Here is an 18,822-nt window from a genome sequence, read left to right on the forward strand (position 1 = left end):
AGCTCCTCAGGACTAGCGAACGTCGGCGTCGACCCAGTCGAACGACTTGGTGACGGCCTTCTTCCAGTTGCGGTACTCGCGCTCGCGCTCGTCGCCGTCGAGCTCCGGCGTCCAGCGCTTGTCCTCGGCCCAGTTGGCGCGCAGCTCGTCGAGCGAGGACCAGTAGCCGACGGCCAGACCGGCGGCGTACGCGGCACCGAGCGCGGTGGTCTCGGCGACGACCGGGCGCACGACCGGTACGTCGAGCACGTCCGCCTGGAACTGCATCAGCAGCTCGTTCTGGACCATGCCGCCGTCGACCTTGAGCTCGGTCAGCGGCACGCCGGAGTCGGCGTTCATCGCGTCCAGCACCTCGCGGGTCTGGAACGCGGTCGCCTCCAGCACGGCGCGCGCCAGGTGGCCCTTGTTCACGAACCGGGTGAGGCCGACGACCGCGCCGCGCGCGTCCGCCCGCCAGTACGGCGCGAACAGACCGGAGAACGCGGGCACGAAGTACGCGCCGCCGTTGTCCTCCACGGACCGGGCGAGCGTCTCGATCTCCGGCGCGGAACCGATGATGCCGAGGTTGTCGCGCAGCCACTGCACCAGCGAACCCGTGACGGCGATGGAGCCTTCCAGCGCGTAGACGGGGGCCTCGTCGCCGATCTTGTAGCAGACGGTCGTGAGCAGACCGTTCTTCGAGGCGACCTTCTCGGTGCCGGTGTTGAGCAACATGAAGTTGCCGGTGCCGTAGGTGTTCTTGGCGGTGCCGGGCTCGTAGCAGGCCTGGCCGAACGTCGCGGCCTGCTGGTCGCCGAGGATGCCCGCGATCGGCACGCCCTTGAGCACACCGCCGGGACCACCGGTGCCGTAGACCTCCGACGAGGAGCGGATCTCCGGCAGCATGGACACCGGGATGCCCATCTCACCGGCGATCTCGGCGTCCCACTGCAGCGTGTCGAGGTCCATCAGCATGGTCCGCGACGCGTTGGTGACGTCCGTGGCGTGCACACCGCCGTTGGGGCCGCCGGTGAGGTTCCACAGCGTCCACGTGTCGGTGTTGCCGAACAGCAGGTCGCCGGCCTCGGCGCGCTCGCGGGCGCCCTCGACGTTGTCGAGGATCCAGCGGATCTTGGGGCCGGAGAAGTAGGTCGCGAGCGGCAGGCCGACCTTCTGCTTATAGCGGTCGGCTCCGCCGCCGAGCGCGCCGAGCTCGTCGACGATCGCCTGGGTGCGGGTGTCCTGCCAGACGATCGCGTTGTAGACGGGCTCGCCGGTGTTCTTGTCCCACACCACCGCGGTCTCGCGCTGGTTGGTGATGCCCACGGCGGCGAGGTCACCGGTGTTGAGGTCGGCCTTGGCGAGCGCCTGGCCGATCACGAACCGGGTGTTCTCGGAGATCTCCACCGGGTTGTGCTCGACCCAGCCGGCGCGCGGGAAGATCTGCTCGTGCTCCTTCTGGCCCACGGCGACGATGGAGCCGCTGTGGTCGAAGATGATCGCCCGCGTGCTGGTCGTGCCCTGGTCGACGGCGAGAACGTACTGCGACATCGAAGAAGTCCTTTCCGGATGGTCAGCGTCAGAAGGCGAGCGAGGCGATCACACCGGCGAGCGCGCCACCGATGATCGGGCCGACGACCGGCACCCAGGAGTAACCCCAGTCGGAGTCCTTCTTGCCGATCTCCTCGCCCTCGGTGCCCTTGTAGGACATGGGGAGCAGGGCGTGGGCGATGCGCGGGCCGAGGTCGCGGGCCGGGTTGATCGCGTAGCCGGTCGGGCCGCCGAGGGAGGCGCCGATGCCGACGACGAGCATCGCCACGGCCAGCGGGCCGAGCTGCGACGGGGTCTTGGCGAACGCGAGGACCACGAAGACGAGGACGAACGTGCCGATGATCTCGCACACCAGGTTCCAGGCGTAGCTGCGGATCGCCGGACCGGTGGAGAAGACGGCGAGCTTGAGACCGTGGTCGTTGGTCTCCTCGAAGTGCGGCTTGTAGGCGAGCCACGCGACGACGGCACCGAGGAAGGCGCCGAGGAACTCACCGGCGAAGTAGACGAGCGTCGATCCGAAGCCGACCGGCACACCGGGGGCGTACTCGTCCGCGCCGCTGGTGAGGATGCCGATCGTGACGGCGGGGTTCAGGTGCGCGCCCGACTTGAAGGCGACGTACACACCGGCGAAGACACCGAGACCCCAGCCGAAGTTGATCAACAGCCAACCGCCGTCGAAGCCCTTCGACTTGGCGAGCAGCACGTTGGCCACCACGCCCGCACCCATCAACAGCAAGATGGCCGTACCGAGCACCTCGCTGAGGAACACTGACCCGAGACCCACGCTGGCCTCCCATTCGACTCTGAACGGCTGATCACCCCGTGGTGACTGCCGCGGAACGTAATGACCCGCGTCACGCCTGCTCAACAGGCACGTTTCGACAATGTCGACACCCGCCACCCCCGAAGGTGTGACCGACCGGTCACGCTGCGCGCAGACAAGGCGTTTCAGGCCCGTTTCCAGGGGTGACGGGCGTCGTAGCTGTTCGACATTGCCGACACGGGTCGTCTCAATTACGTTTCTCGCGTGCCGGGACCCATCCAGTCGATCGAACGCGCTGCCGCCGTGCTGCGGCTGCTGGCGCGTGGCTCCGGCCACCACGGTCTCACGGAGATAGCCGACTCGCTCGGTCTCGCGCGCGGCACCGCGCATGGGATTCTCCGCACGCTGCAACGGGTCGAGTTCGTCGAGCAGGACCAGACGACGGGCCGCTACCGGCTCGGCGCCGCGCTGCTGCACCTCGGAACGTCCTACCTGGACGCGAACGAACTGCGTTCTAGATCGATCAACTGGGCGGACACGCTGGCCGCGCGCAGCGGTCAGGAGGTCCGCATCGGCATGCACCACGACGGTGCCGTGCTCGTCGTGCACCACGTGTTCCGGCCCGACGACTCGGTGCAGACCCTCGGCATCGGCGCGATGCTGCCGCTGCACGCCACCGCGCTCGGCAAGGTGCTGCTCGCCTACGACCCGGACCTGTCGGCGGCCGCACGCCGGCGCGAGCTGACGTCGTTGACGCGCCGAACGATCACGCGCACCCAGATGCTCGAGCGGGTGCTGACCGAGGTGCGCGGGCAGGGCTGGGCGGGCGAGGCCGAGGAGTACATGCCGGGCGAGGCCAGCATCGCCGCGCCGATCCGCATCCCCGGTGGGCTCGTCGTGGGCGCGATCGGCATCTCCGGCTCGGCGGACCGGTTGTGCGACTCCGCCGGACGGCCGCGCCAGACGCTGGTGCGCCAGGTCGTGCAGGCCGCGGAATCCGTCACCACCTCGCTTGTCGACGAGAACTGAAGGGCTCGCCGTGCAACGGTTCGTAATGGCGATCGACCAGGGCACGACGTCGACGCGCTGCATCGTGTTCGACCAGAACGCCCGCCTCGTCGCGGTCGCGCAGCGCGAGCACCGGCAGTACCACCCGCGGCCGGGCTGGGTGGAGCAGGACGCCGTGGAGATCTGGCGCAACGTCGACCGGATCGTGCCGCAGGCGTTGCGGCAGGCGGGGATCACGGCCGAGCAGGTCGTCGCGATGGGCATCACGAACCAGCGCGAGACGTTCGTGCTGTGGGACCGGCACACGGGTGTCCCGATCGCGCGGGCGATCGTCTGGGAGGACATCCGGACCGAGGAACTCGTTGCGGAGCTGGGGAAGAAGCCCGGCCTCGAGGAGGTCCGCGACCGCTGCGGCCTGCCGCTCGCGACCTACTTCTCGGCGCCGTCGCTGCGCTGGATGCTCGACCACACCCCCGGGCTGCGCGCCAAGGCCGACCGCGGCGACGTGCTGTTCGGCACCATGGACACCTGGCTGATCTGGAACCTCACCGGCGGCGTCAACGGCGGCCTGCACGTCACCGACGTGACCAACGCGTCGCGGACCATGCTGATGAACCTCTCGACGCGGCAATGGGATCCGATGCTGCTGGAGTTCTTCGGCGTGCCGTCGTCGATGCTGCCGGAGATCCGCCCGTCCACGGAGATCAGCGGCGTGACGACGCGCGTGGTGCCGGGCATCTCGATCACGGCGGCGCTGGGCGACCAGCACGCGGCGCTGTTCGGGCAGACCTGCTTCGAGAAGGGGTCGATCAAGGGCACGTACGGCACCGGCGGCTTCCTGCTGATGAACACCGGCACCGAGCTGGTGCGGTCGAAGCACGGGCTGCTGACGACGATCGGCTACCAGATCGGCGGCGAACCGGCGTACGCGCTGGAGGGCTCGATCGCGGTGGCCGGGTCGCTCGTGCAGTGGTTCCGCGACAACCTCGGGCTGATCCACAGCGCGCCGGAGATCGAGACGCTGGCGCGCACCGTGAAGGACAACGGCGGCTGCTACATCGTGCCCGCGTTCTCCGGGCTCTTCGCGCCGCACTGGCTCGCGCAGGCGCGCGGGCTGGTCGTCGGGCTGACGTCGTACATCAACAAGGGCCACCTGGCGCGGGCCGTGCTGGAGGCCACGGGCTGGCAGACGCGCGAGGTGGTCGACGCGATGAACGCCGACCTGGGCGCGCCGACGCCGGTGCTGAAGGTGGACGGCGGGATGACCGCCGACCACCTCCTGATGCAGTTCCTCGCCGACGTGCTCGACATCCCGGTGCAACGGCCGCTGGTGGCGGAGACCGTGTCGCTGGGAGCCGCGTACGCCGCGGGCCTGGCCGCCGGGTACTGGCCGGACCTGGAGGGGTTGCGCCGGAACTGGCACCTGGCCGCGCGGTGGAACCCGGCGATGGACGCCGGGTACCGCGAGGCCGAGTACGCGAACTGGAAGCGGGCCGTGGAGCTCACGTTCGCGTGGGCCCGCTCCAGTCCGTCCACTTAGGAACGCTGCTTGCGCACCCAGGCGGCGACGTCGTCGGTCTCGATCGGCAGCGCGTCGGACAGCACGTCGGCGCCGGTCGACGTGACGACGAGGTCGTCCTCGATGCGCACGCCGATGCCGCGCAGCTCGGGCGGCAGCGTCTCGTCGTTCGGGTGGAAGTACAGGCCCGGTTCGACGGTGAGCGCCATGCCCCGTTCGAGGATGCCCTGCTGGTAGGTCTCCTGGCGGGCGTCGGCGCAGTCGTGCACGTCGAGACCGAGGAAGTGGCCGGTGCCGCAGACGATGTAGCGGCGGTGGTGCTGGCCGGACGGGTCGAGCGCCTTGTCGACGCTGACCGGCAGCAGGCCCCAGTCGTGCAGGCCCTCGGCGAGCACGCGCATGGCGGTGTGGTGGAAGGCGCTGTAGTCGTTGCCCGGCCGGACTTCGGCGAGCGCGGCGACGTGCGACTTCAGCACGAGGTCGTACACCTGGCGCTGCGGCTCGCTGAACTCACCGCTCACCGGGAACGTGCGGGTGACGTCTGCGGTGTAGAGGGAGTTCATCTCCACGCCCGCGTCGAGCAGCAGCAGGTCGGCGTCGTTCACGCGGCCGTCGCAGCGGGTCCAGTGCAGCACCGGGGCGTGCGGCCCGGCGGCGACGATCGACGTGTAGCCGGGCCCCTTGCCCTCGGTGCGGGCGCGGCGGTCGAACGTGCCCTGCAGCCAGCGCTCTCCCCCGCCGCGCACGGCCTGGCCGAGCTCCATGGCGACGTCGGCGAAGCCCTTCACGGACGCGTCGACGGCCTGGCGGAGCTGGTCGATCTCCCAGTCGTCCTTGATGCGGCGCAGCTCGGCGAGCGTGGTGCGCAGCTCGTCGCTGTGGCTGCCGGTGAGCGCGTCGAGCAGCGGGTCGACGCCCTTGGCGACGAGCGTCTCGGGATGGCGGCCGCGCAGCGCGTTCGCCAGGTCCTCGAGCGGCCGGGCGGTGATGCCGAGCGCCGCGCCCCACTCCTTCGGGCCGGCGGCGGCGCCGATCCAGAACGGGCTGCGGTCGGCGTCGCCGAAGAAGTCGACGCTGTGGACCTCGCTCGGGACCGGCACGAACAGCGTCGCGTCGGCGTCGGTGAGCACCAGCACGGCGCCCTCGACCTGGCAGCCGGTCAGCCACACGAAGTCGCTGTCGGCTCGGAACTCGTGGAAGGTGTCGTTGGACCGGACGTGCGCCCGCCCGGCGGCGAGCGCGATCCGCTTGCCCGGCAGGGCGGCGGTGAGCCGGGCGCGGTGGGCGGCGGCCGCCTCGGCGGTGCCGCGCGGCAGGTCGATCGCGCTGTCCCACTCACCCCAGTTGTCGCGGATGTAGGTGCGGAATCCGTCCGCGTCCACCAGTTTCGCCATGTCGCGGCGTGTCCGAGCCAATTCGCGTCCTCTCAGAGTGGTCCTTCGTCCCACCCTTCCCGCACTCGTGCGGGTCCCGCCAATCCCAGCTGGCCATAGCTCCAGGCTATGGAAGCGGGGAGGATGTATCCACCAGACGGCGGCAGCGCTCTTCCTACGTGAGGAGGCACCGCCATGAACCCTCGAACCCTCACCTGTCTCCTGGCCGCCGCACTCGCTGCCTGCGGTCAGCCGCCACCGCCCCGCGCTCCGCAGCCGGTGGACACCTCCACGTCGGCCACCCCTGTCACGGCGGTCCGCACCACGACCAGCACCGTCGTCGTCGCACCCGTGGTCACGACCACGACGTCCGTGCCGCCGAGGCCGCAGCCGAAGCGCACCACCACGACCACCGCTCCCCCGCCCCCGCCGAAACCCCCGGACCGCTGGGTGCTGCCGGCGAGTCTGCGCGGGTCGATCGAGCAGCAGGACGAGCGGTTCTTCCCGGAGAGCTGGGGTCAGATCCAGGGGCAGATCGCCGAGGTGTGCCCCGGTCAGGTGCTGTGCGTGGGCCACGTGCTGGTCGTCGACCCGACCAGTGGCCTCACCGACGACTGCTTCGTGGTCCCGGGCGGGATCTCGGTGCCCGACCCGCTGCACGAGGGCGGCAGGATCACGTTCCGGGTCACCAACGACCGCTGCTCCGCGGGCTGAGCCGTGCGCGCGCCCGCCGCGAGGCCGAAGGACGAGGCACCGTCGAAGGCGTTGCGGGTCTTCGGTTCCATCCTCGCGCCGACCACCGTGCTGACCGCGCTGCTGTTCTTCTTCGGCACCCGGCACGCGTACTTCTTCTGCGAGTGGTTCGGCGTGCACTACTCGGTGCTGGGCCTGACCGCGGCGGACTACCTGATCCGCAGCGCGGACGGCATGTTCGTGCCGCTGACGGTGCTGGCCGTGGCGGGCCTCGCGGTGCTGTGGGGCTACCGCTTCCTGCACGCAGCGCTGGCGCCGAGGACGTGGCGTGTGGTGGCCCGGCGGGCGGTGCCGCTGCTGGTGGCACTCGGTCTGGTGCTCGTGCTGACCGGACTCACCGGCCTGGCGGCGCCCGGTGTGTTCCGCGCGGTGGCGGGGTTGCCGGGGCTGTGCGTGGCGCTGGGCGTGGTCCTGTTCCCCGTGGCGGAACACCTGCACGCCTCGCTGTCGGGCAGGCAGGCCACCGGCGTCGTGCCGGTGGTCCAGTGGACGCTGACGTTCGTGCTCGCGAGCATCGGGCTGTTCTGGGCGGTCAACGACTACTCCGCGGCGGTCGGCGAGGCCAGGGGCTACGAGTACGAGACCAAGCTCCGCACGATGCCGGAGACCGTCGTGTTCAGCACCAAGGACCTCGGCATCCGGGCGCCGGACGTCACCGCGACACCGTGCGCCGCGCCCGACTCGGCCTACCGGTTCCGCTACGACGGCCTGGTCCTCGTGCTGCAGTCGGGCGGCCAGAGCTTCCTGCTGCCGAAGGGCTGGAACGCCCGGGACGGCGTCGCCCTGGTGCTGCCCCGGTCGGCGGACGTGCGGCTGGAGTTCTCACCGGTCGGCGCCGTCCGCGACCGGACGTGCTGAGACTCCGTATAGCCTCGCCCTATGGAACTGGAGATCCGGCACCTGAGGGCGATCTGCGCCATCGGCGACGCGGGCAGCCTGTCCAGGGCGGCCACGCAGCTCGGCATCTCCCAGCCCTCGCTCACCACCCTGCTGCAGCGGGTCGAGCGCATGGTCGGCGGCACCCTCTTCGACCGCGGCCGCTCCGGAGCCGCCCCCACGCCACTGGGCGCGCAGATGCTGCAGCGGGCCCGGTTGCTGCTGGTGGAGCTGGAGGCGTTCGGCTCAGACGCGGCGGGGCGCGGCGGCACCGTCCGGTTCGGGTCCGTGCACATGGAGTGCGTCGCGGCGCTGTTCACGCGCCTGGAGGAGGTGCTCGACGACATCACGCTGGTGGTCGACCCCTCCTCGACGGGCCTCGCCCTGGCGCTGGCGAACGGGCACCTGGACGCGGCGGTGATCGCCGTCGACGAGGAGGGCGACCTGGGCCTGCCGCGCGGCGTCGCACAACGGGTCGTGGTGCCGTGGGTCCCGGTCTACATCGCCGTCCCCGCGGGTCACCGGCTCGCGGCACGACCGGAGATCGACCTCGCCGACCTCGCCGGGGAGTCGTGGGTGGGCCCGCCGGGCGCCGAGGACGGGTCGCTGACGGCGCTGCGGGCCGCGTGCCGCGCGGTCGGGTTCGTGCCGCGGATCCGGTTCGAGATGCCGAGCGGCGCCGGCCGCCAGCTGATCGCGGCGGGCAAGGCCGTGCAGCTGGTGGAGCCGACGTCGCAGGGCGGGCCGGGGGTGGCGGTGCGGCCGCTCGCGGGGGCGCCGATGCGGATGAGGCTGGTGTTCGCGTGGCGGCGGGAGCGGCTGACCTGGACCCAGGCCAGCCGCGTGTTCACCGAGGTGCTGGGGGCCTACGCGGACCAGGCGGTGGCAAGCCCGGTGTTCCGGCCCTGGTGGGAAGAACGGGGCGCGGCCCTCGCCTCGGCGGAGTGAGCCGAGGCGCGCCGCCTTCAGCTGGCTGACGTCAGTTCACCGTGCCGAGCCAGGCGTACCAGTCCGCGTCGTAGCGGGTGCCGATCACCCGCGTGAGGTGGTCGCGCGCACCGGCCCAGTCGCCGGTCCGGTAGTCCGCCAGCACCGCCGCCACGTCCTGCGGGTGCTTCTCCACGAGGTACCGGACCGCCAGGTACCCCCAGTTGTAGACCCGCTTGGCGTCGTGGTCGTAGGTCGTGTCGAACACCGTGCTCAGCGCGTAGGTCTGCCTCCTCGCCTCGGCGATCGCGTCGGCGTAGACCTCGTTGCGGTAGCTGTAGGACAGGTGCTCGGCGAAGCCCTCGATCCACCACACGGTCGGCGTGGTCATGTTCTCCTCGAAGTCCCCGAACATGTCGAAGCGGCCGTCGAGGTAGTGCGTGTACTCGTGGTTGAGGTTCCAGATCGCGAACGTGGGCAGCCAGTCGGCCTCGTGCGCGACGAACCGCGCCTGGTTCAGCGCCGGATCGCCCTCGAGGTACATGCCGCCGTTGTTGGTGGAGATGTCGAACAGCACCCCGGCGTACGTCCGGTAGTCGTTGCTGGTGTTGAAGATGACGACTTCGAGCGAGGTGTTGTTGTCGCCCGCGACGGGTCCGGGGTCGCGCACGACCGCGTGGAATGCCGCGTCCTGCCCGGCGAGCGAGGCGCAGGTCTGGCGGAGCTGGGTCCGGGTGAGCTGCTGGGCGCGGATCTTCAGGGTCGCGCTGCAGGTGTGCCGGACGGTGAGCACGCGGCGGTCGATCTTCGCGCGGAAGTCGCACGTGCCGTAGCGGCGGCAGTTCGCCTTGTCGTACCAGTCGACCATTTCCGCGACGCCCACCCACAGCGGCGCGAGGCGGCCGACGACGTCCCCGCGCGAAGCCAGGTCCGCGAGGTACGGGCGGGCGTACAGCGCGATGTCGTCGTACTGCAGGAAACGGCCGAGTTCGCGGGTCGCGTTGTGGACGAGGTACTGGCGGTCGGTGCCGAAGAAGTCCAGGTGTGCCAGGACGAACCGGCGCAGCGCCCGCAGCACCTCGGTGTCGGCGCGCACGGCCGCGACGAACTCCGGGTGGGCGTGACCGTGGTAGAGCAGGAGCATGCCGGCGTGCACGGCAGCGTCGTCGGCGCTGGTGTAGGTGTCCAGGGTGCGGGTCAGGGCACGCAGTTCGGCCGGGTAGTCGGCGGCGGCCGCGGTCTGGATGGCCGCGTCGGGGGTGCCGGGGTGCAGCTCGCGGGCGATCTCGGGTGGCAGCAACGGGCTCGTGGGAGCGCCTGGGCGGGGCTCGGCCTGAGCCGTCAGAGGTGCGAGCAGCCCGGCTAACAGCGCGAGCACCAGGGCGAGTGATCTCATCGGGTGTCCTCCGCAGGGTCGAGGTGCCCTGAGCGTCACACCACCCGTTGCTCCGCGATCATCCCTTCCGCCCATAGCGCGCTGCTATGGGCGCCGTCGGCCCCGAACCCGCTGGGCCGCGCGCCTTTCCACCGCCCGTGACCGCTGTCCGGGCACCGCCTTCCCGGCTACTCCGGTTTCGGCGGCTCCGCGAACAGCAGGTGCCGCACCTGCGCCGGCCCCTTGGCCAGCGCCCGCGCGGCCTCCTGGTTCTGCTGGTCCACCACGGTGCCGCGCTCCACGTGCTGGCGCAGGTGCTCCTGCCAGGTCGCCACGGTGAAGGTCTCCAGGAACGTCTCGACCTGCTCGGTGTCGCGGAAGAGGCCCCACATCGTGGCGCCGGTGCGCCGCCGGGCCCTGCCGACCCGTTGCATGGCCTCGATGAACGCGTCCTCGTTCTCCGGCGCGACCGACCACTCCACCGTCACCAGGACGGGGCCCGCGTCCGTGTCGGTGATCTCCGGCGGTTCCTGCCAGTACGTGGCCGGGCTGACGTCGAGCGGGCGGTCGTTGAGCGGCAGCCACCTGGTCGCGGCCAGGGCCAGCACGACCATCGCCGCGGCGGGCGCGATCATGGCGACCCTCAGGTCGTAGGCGTCGGCGATCGCGCCCCACACGACCGCGCCGAGCGCCTGGCCGCCCATCAGGATCAGCTGGTAGTAGGCCAGGGCTCGGGCCCGCGTCCACGCCGGCAGCAGGACCTGGGCGGTGGCGTTGAACGTCGACAGCGTCGCGATCCAGCAGGCTCCGGTGAGCAGCATGGCGACGATCACCAGCGGGAAGCTCCGCGTCAGCACGGCGGTGCTGGTGGCCGCCGCGTAGACGATCGTGGCGAGCAGGACCATCCGGTTCTTGCTCATGCGCTGCAACAGCTTCGGCACCACGAACGCGCCGCCGATCGCTCCCGTGCCGACGCTGCCGAGCAACACGCCGTAGCCGCTCGCGTCGAGCTCCAGCGGGCCGCGGGCGATCGCCGGCAGGAGTGCCCACAGGCCGCTGCCGAAGACGATGAACAGCGTGAGCCGGGTGAGCACCCGCCGGAACAGCGGCGAGCTGGCCACGTACCGGGCGCCGGTGCGCATCGCGGTCGTGATGTGCTCCGTCCCGAGTGGACGGTGGTCGGACGGGCGGCGCCAGCGCGCGAGCACGACCAGCACGCCGACGAAGCTCACCGTGTTGAACGCGAACGTCGCCTCGGGGCCCGCCAGCGCGATCAGCAGGCCGCCGAGCGCCGGGCCGATGGCGCGGCCGACGTTCATGTTGACGCCGTTGAGCAGCGCGGCCTGCGGGATCTCCTCGCGCGTCACGAGCTCCGGCTGGACGGCCTGGAACGACGGCATCGACAGCGCCTGGCCGATCGCCATCAGCGCGAGCAGGCCGAGCAGGCTCGCGGGCGTCGCCCTGTCCGTGCCCGCGAGCAGCATGAGACCGCCCGCGCCCGCGAGCATCAGCGCCTGGCCGGCGATCAGCACCTGGCGGCGGTCGAGGATGTCACCCAACGCCCCCGAGGGCACCACCAGCAGGAACACCGGCAGCGTCGTGGCGGTCTGGACGAGCGCCACCTGCAGCGCGCTGCCGCCGAGGTCGCCCATGAGCCACTGCGCACCGACGGTCTGCGCCCACGTACCGATGTTGGAGACGAACTGGGCGAGCCACAACGCGCGGAACGCGCTGCGGCGCAGGGGCGCCCACGGGGAGACGGTCACCGCCTGATCCTCACACCTGCGGGTGCCGTGCGCCGAGCACGGCGGAGCAGCTCATTTCGATCGACACTGAAGCTATCGATCACACCACCCAATCTAGCCGTGAGTGATTTGAGTCACACTCAGCGCGAGGACCGCCCACCTGGCGGCGTGTGAACGGGCGCGGCGCGTTCGCCCTGTTCACGTCTTCAAAGCGTTCCCGGTTCCTGCGGAAACAAGCGTTCTCCCCATCGGGGCGTGCCCGGATGCTGCCCGATTCCGGGGTACGCGACAGATTGTGAACATTCGTCTCAACCGGGTACGTATTCGCTCAATGGTGAACGGTTGCCCGAATTCTGCTCGATACTGCGCGCAAAGGCAGGCCCAGCAGAAAGGTTCCGAGCACTCGTGATCACGCCCGAGTACTTGCTGTCGACCCGCGAGTTCGAGGTGCTGTGGCAGACGCTGCGGCTCGGCAGAATGCCGTACCCGCTCGACGTGCCCAGCGAAGGAGCGACCGAGCGAGACGTCAAAGCCTTGCAGGACAAGACGATCGCCGAGCTGCGGCGCCGCGGCCTCGCCGACGACCTGCGCCTGGAGGACCTGTTCCGCGTGCTCGGCGACCACGAGGTCTCTGTGGACGCCGTCGCCGGCCTCGACCGGACCGTGCGGGCACTCGCCGCGGCCTCCGGGGACGAGGCCGTGCTCGCCGTGATCGACGGCGAGCAGGTCGGCCTGTCGCAGATCAGGGCCACCGCGCTCGCCCGCGAGATCGTGCGGGTGTTGCCCGAGGGCGTGGCAGGCCCCGGCAGCGCGCTGTCCGTGCGCCTGGAGACGCTGCAGCAGGCCGTCGCGCTGCAGGAGGCCGAGCAGGAGGAGGAGTCCGAGGACCCGTGGGGCGCGGCCGACGAGGAGCTCGACGACCGCGAGGCGCTGCTGAAGGCCGGCCTGTCCGCGCAGGACGCGCGGCAGATGGACGAGCTGGCGCAGAACCGGGTCGCGGGCGGCCAGTTCGGCGTCACGCACGGACGGCACCGCGCCGACGTGGTGATCAACTGGTTCGACACCCACCAGGGCCGGTACCTCATGGTGCGCTCCGACGGCTGGCTCAGCCTGTCGCCGACCGACAACGACCGCATCGCCACGCGCATCGCCTCGGTGCTCGCCTGAAGGTGAACGCGGTGCGGCGCACAGCACAACAATGATCCAAATCGGGCAACACGGGCGTACTCTCCGGAGTGCGCCCGTGTTCTCGTCGGACCGTCGACCGATTCAGCCGATCCGGTGAACGCCGAACCAGTCGGTGACGGACCTCAAGAGAGCCCTAAATCCCGGATAAGACTGCCTGTGATTTGGGTCACAGTGACCCGTAGTCAAGGGCTGTTCCAGGGATGTGAACAGAGATCGGGAGCCCGAGCGGGCAGTACCCCGAGAGCGCTCCCACAACCTGGGCAAACGATCACGTCGTTACATCACGTTCACCTGGTAGTGGCCCGTTTCGGTCAGTGCCAACGCATTGTGAACACAGGTCTCAATTGGTAACTCGCGCGTCTCAAAGCGCGCGATGCGCGAAAAGACCCCCGATACTGCCCGCATGTACATCGTCGGTGACAAAGACGCTGTCCCACTCGGCGACACCGTCAAGTCGGGTCAGGTGCAGATCGACCCGGACGCGGGCGAGGAACTCCGCAAGCAGTTCCAGGCCCAGATCGACCAGGTCGACTCCTGGATCGAACGCGCCACTTCGAGCATCGCCCGCCCGGCGCCGCTCGGTGCGAACCCCGTCGGCGACAAGATGCGCGACAAGTTCACCCATCGCGCCGAGGGTGAGCAGTACTCGTTCGTCAGCGTCATGACCGCGTATCGCACCGTCCTCGAGCAGACGAAGAACTCGATCGTCGAGGCGATCGGGAACTTCCAGCGGCTCGACGAGGACCAGCAGGCCGAACTGAAGAAGCACATGGGTAACAGCTGATCTTGTGGCCAGCTGATCCAACGACGTGAGAGGCGAGCCGGTCATGCCCCCCGAGACCGACCCGAGCGAAGTCGAGAACGTGCCGGTCCTCACGGACCCGCAGAACTGGGCTTCGCGATCGCACCAAGAGCTCTACGCCTCGGTGCACAACAACAACGACCCCGGTGCAGCCGGCCAGATCAGCTCCGACTGGAGCAAGTACGGCACCGAGCTCACCGAGGCGTCGAAGACCATCAACTCGGTCATCACCTCGTCCGAGTCGAAGTGGACCGGTGACGCCGCCGAGGCCGCCCGTGCCGCGATGAAGAAGCTCGGGGACTGGGTCGACGAGACCGCGAAGACGGCCGTCGAGGTCGGCGGCAAGGTCGCCGACCAGGGCCGCGTCATGGAGACCGCCCGGGCCCAGATGCCCCAGCCGATCCAGTTCGACTGGAACAAGGCGGCCGCCGCGCTGTCCCAGCCGGGCACGCCCGCCTTCGTGCTGGCCTCCGCCGACATCGCGATCGCCAACGCCGCGTCGCGCGCCGCGCACGACCAGGCGGTCACCGTGATGACCGACATGGAGAACAACTCCCGGCAGATCGACTCGACGACTCCCGCCTTCAAGCCGCCGTTCAACCCGAACACCGGCAAGGTCGAGGAGCCGGTGATGGCGATGGCGCGCGACGGTGCTGTCGCGCTCAACAACGGGGTGGACGGCCTCATGTCCACGCAGGCGGCGAGCGCGGGCACGGTGGCGGCCCCTCCCGGCACCCAGCAGACGGGTACCGGAGCCGGTGCGGCCGGCGCGGGTGGCGCCGCCGTCGCCGGGGTGGGCACCAACGCGGGCGGCGGTGCGGGTCAGCCCGCCGCGGCGGCCTACTCCCCCTCCGCACCCGGCTACAACCCCGCCGCGGGCGGTGCCGGTGGTGGCGCGGGTGGCTCCTACACCCCGCAGATGACCGGCAACACCAGCACGAACACCGCGGCGGCCTACACGCCGACCGCGCCGGGCTACAACCCGGCGGCCAACACGGGCAGCACCTACACCTCGGGCAGCGGTGGTGGCGGCAGCAGCTACACCCCGCAGATGGGTCCCGGCGGCTACACGCCGCAGATGGGCACCGGCGGCAAGAACACCACCGGGCAGAACCAGAACATCCCGAAGGTCCCGGTCGTCGGCCGCGACGTCGCGAACCCGAACTACAACCCGCAGAACCCCGGCTACACCCCGCAGAACATCAAGGGCGGTCCCGCGCCCTACTCGCCGACGGCGCCCGGTTACAACGGTCCCGGCGGCGCGGGCGGCGGTGCCGGTGGTGGCGCCGGTGGTGGCGGTGCCGGTGGCGGCGCGGGCATGAAGGGCGGCCCCATGCCGTACACCCCGCAGATGGGTGCCGGTGGCGGCGGCGGTGGTGGCGGTGGTGCCTTCGGCGGCGGCGCGGGTGGTACCGCGGGTGCCGGTGGCGCGAACATGCAGGCCGGTGGCGCGGCGGGCGTCCAGGGTCGCGGCGGCATGCCGATGGCCATGGGTCCCGGTGGCGCGGCCGCGGCCGGTGCCGCCGGCATGGGCGCGGGCGCGCCGATGGGTGGCGCTCCCGGTGCCGGTGGCCGCGGCGAGGAGGACAAGGAACACCGTTCCGCCAGCTACATCATGGGCGGCGACCTGTTCGAGGTCCCCGGTGAGAACCTGCCCCCGTCGGTGATCGGCGCCGCGAAGGTCAAGAAGCAGAAGGGGACCGAGTCGTCGTGATCACGCCCGAGTTCCTGCTCTCGCCGCGCGAGTTCGACGTGCTGTGGAACGACCTGCGGCTCGGCAGCGTGCCGTACCCGCTGGACGTGCCGAGCGAGGGCGCGACGGAGCAGGAACGCCGCGTGCTGGTCACCGAGACGATGGACGACCTGCGCTCGCGCGGGCTCGTCGACAACCAGCGTCTCGAGGACTACCTGCGGCTGCTCGACGACCACAAGGTCTCCGTGGACGCCGTGGCCGGTCTCGACCGCACCGTGCGCGCGCTCGCCGTCTCGAACGGCGAGCGCGCCGCGCTGGCGATCATCGACGGCGACCGGGTCGGCCTGCTGGGCATCCGGGAGACCGGGATCGCCCGCGAGATCGTGAAGGTCCTGCCCGACGCCGTGCCCGGACCGGGCACGGCGGTGAACGTGCGGGTCCAGTCCCTCCAGGACGCCGTGGCGATCCAGGAGGCCGAAGGCGCCGCCGACCCGAGCGACCTGTTCGGCGAGGGCGGCGTGGACGACCGGGAGGCCCTGGAGCAGGCCGGTCTGTCCGCGCAGGACGCGAAGCAGTTCGAGGAGCTCGCGTCTAACCGCGTCGCGGGTGGCCAGTTCGGCGTCACGCAGGACCGGCAGCGGTCCGGTGTCGTGATCAACTGGTTCGACACCCACCAGGGCCGTTACCTGATGGTCAACTCGGACGGCTGGATGAGCGTCTCGCCGACCGACAACGACCGCATCGCCACCCGCATCGACGCTGTGCTCGCGTGAACTGACGCGTTGCCGCAGTACCGCAGTTGAACCGCCGCCGCCGGAGGAACGTGTGACATCAGCGAACCCGTACCAGTGGGTCGAGGAGTACGAGGCCAAGCTGGCCGACCTGAAGCAGAAGTCGGAGAACCTCACCGAGAGCTTCGCGTCGGCGGGCGCCACGGTGGTGTCCAAGGACGGCGCGGTGACGGTCACCGTCGGTCCCAACGGCGGCCTGCAGAACCTGCAGCTGGGACACCGCGCGCTCGAGCTGGGCGGCCCCCGGCTCACCGCACTGATCCTGGAGACCGCGCGGGCTGCCCAGAAGCAGGCCGCGACCCAGGTCCTGGAGCTCTTCAAGCCTCTCGGCGAGGGCACCGAGACCTACCAGATGGTGTCGGACTCGATCCCGGACGACGAGGTCGAAGAGGACGCCAGCGACGCGTACGACGAGATCGACGAAGAGCCGGAGCCCGCTCCGGCGCCGCCGCCGGTCAGCCGCCCTGCCGCGGCACCGCAGCCGCCGCCCGTGCGCGGCAGAGCCCGTGCGGCCGACGACGATGACGACGACAACCAGCCCTGGTAAGGAACAGCGATGACCGCGCCGGAAACCCCACTCCCGTCTCCTCCCGGGATGAACATCACCGAGGAGAACAAGCTCAAGGGCTCGCTGTTCATCGAGGCCTACGGCAGCTTGATCGACGGCATCAGCAAGGACGCCGAGAGCGAGACCGAGAAAGCGCTGGACATCACGTTCAACGCGATCGGTGCCGCGTCGGCGACCGTGATGCTCGCGATCGACCCGCTCGGCAGCATCATCGGCGCCGGTGTCGGCTGGCTGATCGAGCACGTCTCCTTCCTGCGGGACGCCCTGAACCAGGTGATGGGCAACCCGGAGGAGATCCAGGCCAACGTCGAGGCGAACAAGGCGCGCGCGGCCGAGCTGCGCGTGCTGGCCGAGGACCACAAGAGCGGCCTCGCCAAGTTCGACGGCTGGACGGGCCAGTCCTCGGAGATGTTCCAGAAGTCCATGGAGGGCATGACCTCCGAGCTCGAGGACCTCGCGAACGCCGTCGAGTCCAAGGCCAAGATCGTCGCGATCATGGGCATGCTGGTCACGGTGCTGCGTGACATCGTCCGCGACCTGATCGCGCAGCTGATCGGTTCGCTGATCGGTGGCGCCCTCATCGCCGCCGCGATGATGATCCCGACGTTCGGCGCCTCGATCCCGATCTTCTGCGGCTTCGCCGTCGGCAAGGCGGTCGCGCTGGGCGTGAACATCGCGTCCCGCGTGGCCCGCGTCGTCGCGGCCCTCGGCCGTCAGATGAAGCGCATCGGCGACCTCGACGACATCATGAAGAAGGTCTCGAAGGGCTGGGAGCGCTTCGAGAACTCCGCGGACGTCGCCGAGATCACCTACGAGGGCTACAAGGCCCAGGACGGCGTCAACGACAAGATCGACGAGGCCATGGCCAACCGCGGCGGTGGCGGCGGTACCGGCAACACGCCTCCCGGTGCGACCGACGGCAAGACCGCGGCGGACACGACCGGCACGGCGACCGCGACCGCGACGCTCGCGAACGCCCGCGTGGGCACCGTCCAGGCAGAGGGCACCGCGCAGGCGACCCTGCCGAACGCGGCACGCCTGATGGACGCAGAGCCGGTGCAGGCCACGCGGATGCAGGCGGTCAGGGCGATGGACGCGCCGGTGCAGGCGGAGCCGATGCACGCGCTGAAGGCGATGGACGCGCCCGTGCAGGCCCAGCCGATGCACGCTTTGAAGGCGATGGACGCCGGCGAGCCCATGCAGGCACGGATGGCCGTGCACGCGACCGAGCCCATGCAGCCGTTGCAGCGCACGGCGATGGTGGCCGCGGAGCCGCTGCAGCCGATGCAGCGCGCCGAAGCGGTCCAGGCCCCCATGGCGTTCCAGCGGGCCGAGGCCCTGCAGGCCCCCGTGGCGTTCTCGCGCGCCGAGGCCGCGGAGCCGCTGCAGCCGATGCAGCGGGCCGAGGCGGTCCAGGCCCCGATGGCGTTCCAACGGGCCGAAGCGCTCCAGGCTCCGGTGGCGTTCTCGCGCGGAGAGGCGTCCGACTCCACGATGGCGTCGGGCGTGAGCATGACGTCGGGTGGCGGGTCGTCCTTCGAGGCGGCGCAGCCGATGCAGGCGCGCGAGATGTACATCAGCCCGGAGACGCCGTCCGAGCCGTTGCAGGCCTCGGGTGGTTACGAGCCTCTCGCGCGCACGCAGATGTCGCACGCCTACGACGCGATGGAGCCGTCGCAGCCGCGTGAGGCGTACGTGCGTGCCGCGGAGCCCACCTACGACGCCGTCAACCCGCTCATGGCGACCGAGTCGTCCGTCGGGTACGAGGCGGTCGGCGGTGCGGCGGCCGAGCCTCTGCGGCCGACCATCGCGCACGAGCGTTCCGTCCGGCCGACAGAGTAAGTCCCAGCCAACAGCCGGGATCCTCGTGATCCCGCCTCGTTCTGACGCAGTTCTGGAGAATCGCCGCTC

16 protein-coding genes are annotated in these 18,822 nt (G+C 70.6%); 11 read left to right on the forward strand and 5 right to left on the reverse strand.

All coding sequences use genetic code 11. From position 1 onward, the window contains the following. Window positions 1–12: 12 nt before the first annotated feature. On the reverse strand, window positions 13–1,530 hold the full coding sequence (gene glpK / locus ABZX02_RS25470; RefSeq protein ID WP_355301314.1) for a glycerol kinase GlpK: 1,518 nt from the start codon (window positions 1,528–1,530) through the stop codon (window positions 13–15). Between the two features lie 28 nt (window positions 1,531–1,558). Next, the gene (locus ABZX02_RS25475) at window positions 1,559–2,314 is read right to left on the reverse strand and encodes an MIP/aquaporin family protein (protein WP_355301316.1); all 756 of its coding nucleotides are present in this window, start codon (window positions 2,312–2,314) and stop codon (window positions 1,559–1,561) included. A 243-nt stretch (window positions 2,315–2,557) separates the two neighbouring features. Between ABZX02_RS25475 and ABZX02_RS25480 the strand changes: the two genes are divergently transcribed. Together ABZX02_RS25480 and glpK (ABZX02_RS25485) are read left to right on the forward strand one after the other, a co-directional pair. Continuing rightward, a complete protein-coding gene (locus tag ABZX02_RS25480; protein ID WP_355301318.1) occupies window positions 2,558–3,322 on the forward strand; it encodes an IclR family transcriptional regulator in 765 nt (254 codons plus the stop codon). A 25-nt stretch (window positions 3,323–3,347) separates the two neighbouring features. Continuing rightward, on the forward strand, window positions 3,348–4,841 hold the full coding sequence (gene glpK, locus ABZX02_RS25485) for a glycerol kinase GlpK (protein WP_355301594.1): 1,494 nt from the start codon (window positions 3,348–3,350) through the stop codon (window positions 4,839–4,841). On the opposite strand, the gene ABZX02_RS25490 is transcribed toward glpK (ABZX02_RS25485), so the two are convergent. Further along, window positions 4,838–6,235, reverse strand: coding sequence for an aminopeptidase P family protein (locus ABZX02_RS25490; protein WP_355301320.1), 1,398 nt, complete (start codon window positions 6,233–6,235; stop codon window positions 4,838–4,840). The genes glpK (ABZX02_RS25485) and ABZX02_RS25490 overlap by 4 nt on opposite strands. 153 nt (window positions 6,236–6,388) lie before the next feature. Here ABZX02_RS25490 and ABZX02_RS25495 point away from each other — a divergent pair, with 153 nt between their 5' ends. From ABZX02_RS25495 to ABZX02_RS25505, 3 genes are read left to right on the forward strand one after another with little or no spacing between them, the layout of a single operon-like run. Continuing rightward, the gene (locus ABZX02_RS25495; RefSeq protein ID WP_355301321.1) at window positions 6,389–6,907 is read left to right on the forward strand and encodes a hypothetical protein; all 519 of its coding nucleotides are present in this window, start codon (window positions 6,389–6,391) and stop codon (window positions 6,905–6,907) included. A 3-nt stretch (window positions 6,908–6,910) separates the two neighbouring features. After that, a complete protein-coding gene (locus ABZX02_RS25500) occupies window positions 6,911–7,804 on the forward strand; it encodes a hypothetical protein (RefSeq protein WP_355301323.1) in 894 nt (297 codons plus the stop codon). Between the two features lie 21 nt (window positions 7,805–7,825). Then, the gene (locus tag ABZX02_RS25505; protein WP_355301325.1) at window positions 7,826–8,770 is read left to right on the forward strand and encodes a LysR family transcriptional regulator; all 945 of its coding nucleotides are present in this window, start codon (window positions 7,826–7,828) and stop codon (window positions 8,768–8,770) included. Between the two features lie 31 nt (window positions 8,771–8,801). Here ABZX02_RS25505 and ABZX02_RS25510 read toward each other — a convergent pair whose 3' ends face one another. Further along, a complete protein-coding gene (locus ABZX02_RS25510; protein ID WP_355301327.1) occupies window positions 8,802–10,145 on the reverse strand; it encodes a collagenase in 1,344 nt (447 codons plus the stop codon). Window positions 10,146–10,312: 167 nt separating this feature from the next. Continuing rightward, complete coding sequence (locus ABZX02_RS25515) at window positions 10,313–11,890, reverse strand: MFS transporter (protein WP_355301329.1); 1,578 nt, start codon at window positions 11,888–11,890, stop codon at window positions 10,313–10,315. A gap of 384 nt (window positions 11,891–12,274) precedes the next feature. Here ABZX02_RS25515 and ABZX02_RS25520 point away from each other — a divergent pair, with 384 nt between their 5' ends. From ABZX02_RS25520 to ABZX02_RS25545, 6 genes are all read left to right on the forward strand, one after another. Then, entirely contained in the window at window positions 12,275–13,036 is a 762-nt protein-coding gene (locus tag ABZX02_RS25520) for an ESX secretion-associated protein EspG (protein ID WP_355301331.1), read from the forward strand. A gap of 424 nt (window positions 13,037–13,460) precedes the next feature. Then, a complete protein-coding gene (locus tag ABZX02_RS25525) occupies window positions 13,461–13,841 on the forward strand; it encodes a hypothetical protein (RefSeq protein ID WP_355301333.1) in 381 nt (126 codons plus the stop codon). A 43-nt stretch (window positions 13,842–13,884) separates the two neighbouring features. Beyond that, the gene (locus ABZX02_RS25530) at window positions 13,885–15,573 is read left to right on the forward strand and encodes a PPE domain-containing protein (protein WP_355301335.1); all 1,689 of its coding nucleotides are present in this window, start codon (window positions 13,885–13,887) and stop codon (window positions 15,571–15,573) included. Continuing rightward, window positions 15,570–16,325 carry an ESX secretion-associated protein EspG gene (locus tag ABZX02_RS25535; protein ID WP_355301337.1) on the forward strand — a complete coding sequence of 252 codons (756 nt, stop codon included), beginning with the start codon at window positions 15,570–15,572 and terminating at the stop codon, window positions 16,323–16,325. Before ABZX02_RS25530 ends, ABZX02_RS25535 begins: the two co-directional genes overlap by 4 nt. Window positions 16,326–16,377: 52 nt before the next feature. Next, the gene (locus tag ABZX02_RS25540) at window positions 16,378–16,890 is read left to right on the forward strand and encodes a YbaB/EbfC family nucleoid-associated protein (RefSeq protein WP_355301339.1); all 513 of its coding nucleotides are present in this window, start codon (window positions 16,378–16,380) and stop codon (window positions 16,888–16,890) included. Window positions 16,891–16,938: 48 nt separating this feature from the next. Next, window positions 16,939–18,753, forward strand: a complete 1,815-nt coding sequence (locus ABZX02_RS25545) for a hypothetical protein (RefSeq protein ID WP_355301341.1) — start codon at window positions 16,939–16,941, stop codon at window positions 18,751–18,753. The last annotated feature ends 69 nt before the right edge of the window (window positions 18,754–18,822 follow it).

The organism is Lentzea sp. NPDC003310 (assembly GCF_040610935.1).
In the GTDB taxonomy this organism is placed as follows: Bacteria; Actinomycetota; Actinomycetes; order Mycobacteriales; family Pseudonocardiaceae; genus Lentzea.

Bases quoted from the DNA above. Each gene is read 5' to 3' on its own strand.
- glpK (WP_355301314.1), bottom strand. From the start codon at position 1,530: ATGTCGCAGTACGTTCTCGCCGTCGACCAGGGCACGACCAGCACGCGG.
- glpK (WP_355301594.1), top strand. From the start codon at position 3,348: ATGGCGATCGACCAGGGCACGACGTCGACGCGCTGCATCGTGTTCGAC.
- ABZX02_RS25495 (WP_355301321.1), top strand. From the start codon at position 6,389: ATGAACCCTCGAACCCTCACCTGTCTCCTGGCCGCCGCACTCGCTGCC.
- ABZX02_RS25505 (WP_355301325.1), top strand. From the start codon at position 7,826: ATGGAACTGGAGATCCGGCACCTGAGGGCGATCTGCGCCATCGGCGAC.
- ABZX02_RS25510 (WP_355301327.1), bottom strand. From the start codon at position 10,145: ATGAGATCACTCGCCCTGGTGCTCGCGCTGTTAGCCGGGCTGCTCGCA.
- ABZX02_RS25525 (WP_355301333.1), top strand. From the start codon at position 13,461: ATGTACATCGTCGGTGACAAAGACGCTGTCCCACTCGGCGACACCGTC.
- ABZX02_RS25530 (WP_355301335.1), top strand. From the start codon at position 13,885: ATGCCCCCCGAGACCGACCCGAGCGAAGTCGAGAACGTGCCGGTCCTC.
- ABZX02_RS25545 (WP_355301341.1), top strand. From the start codon at position 16,939: ATGAACATCACCGAGGAGAACAAGCTCAAGGGCTCGCTGTTCATCGAG.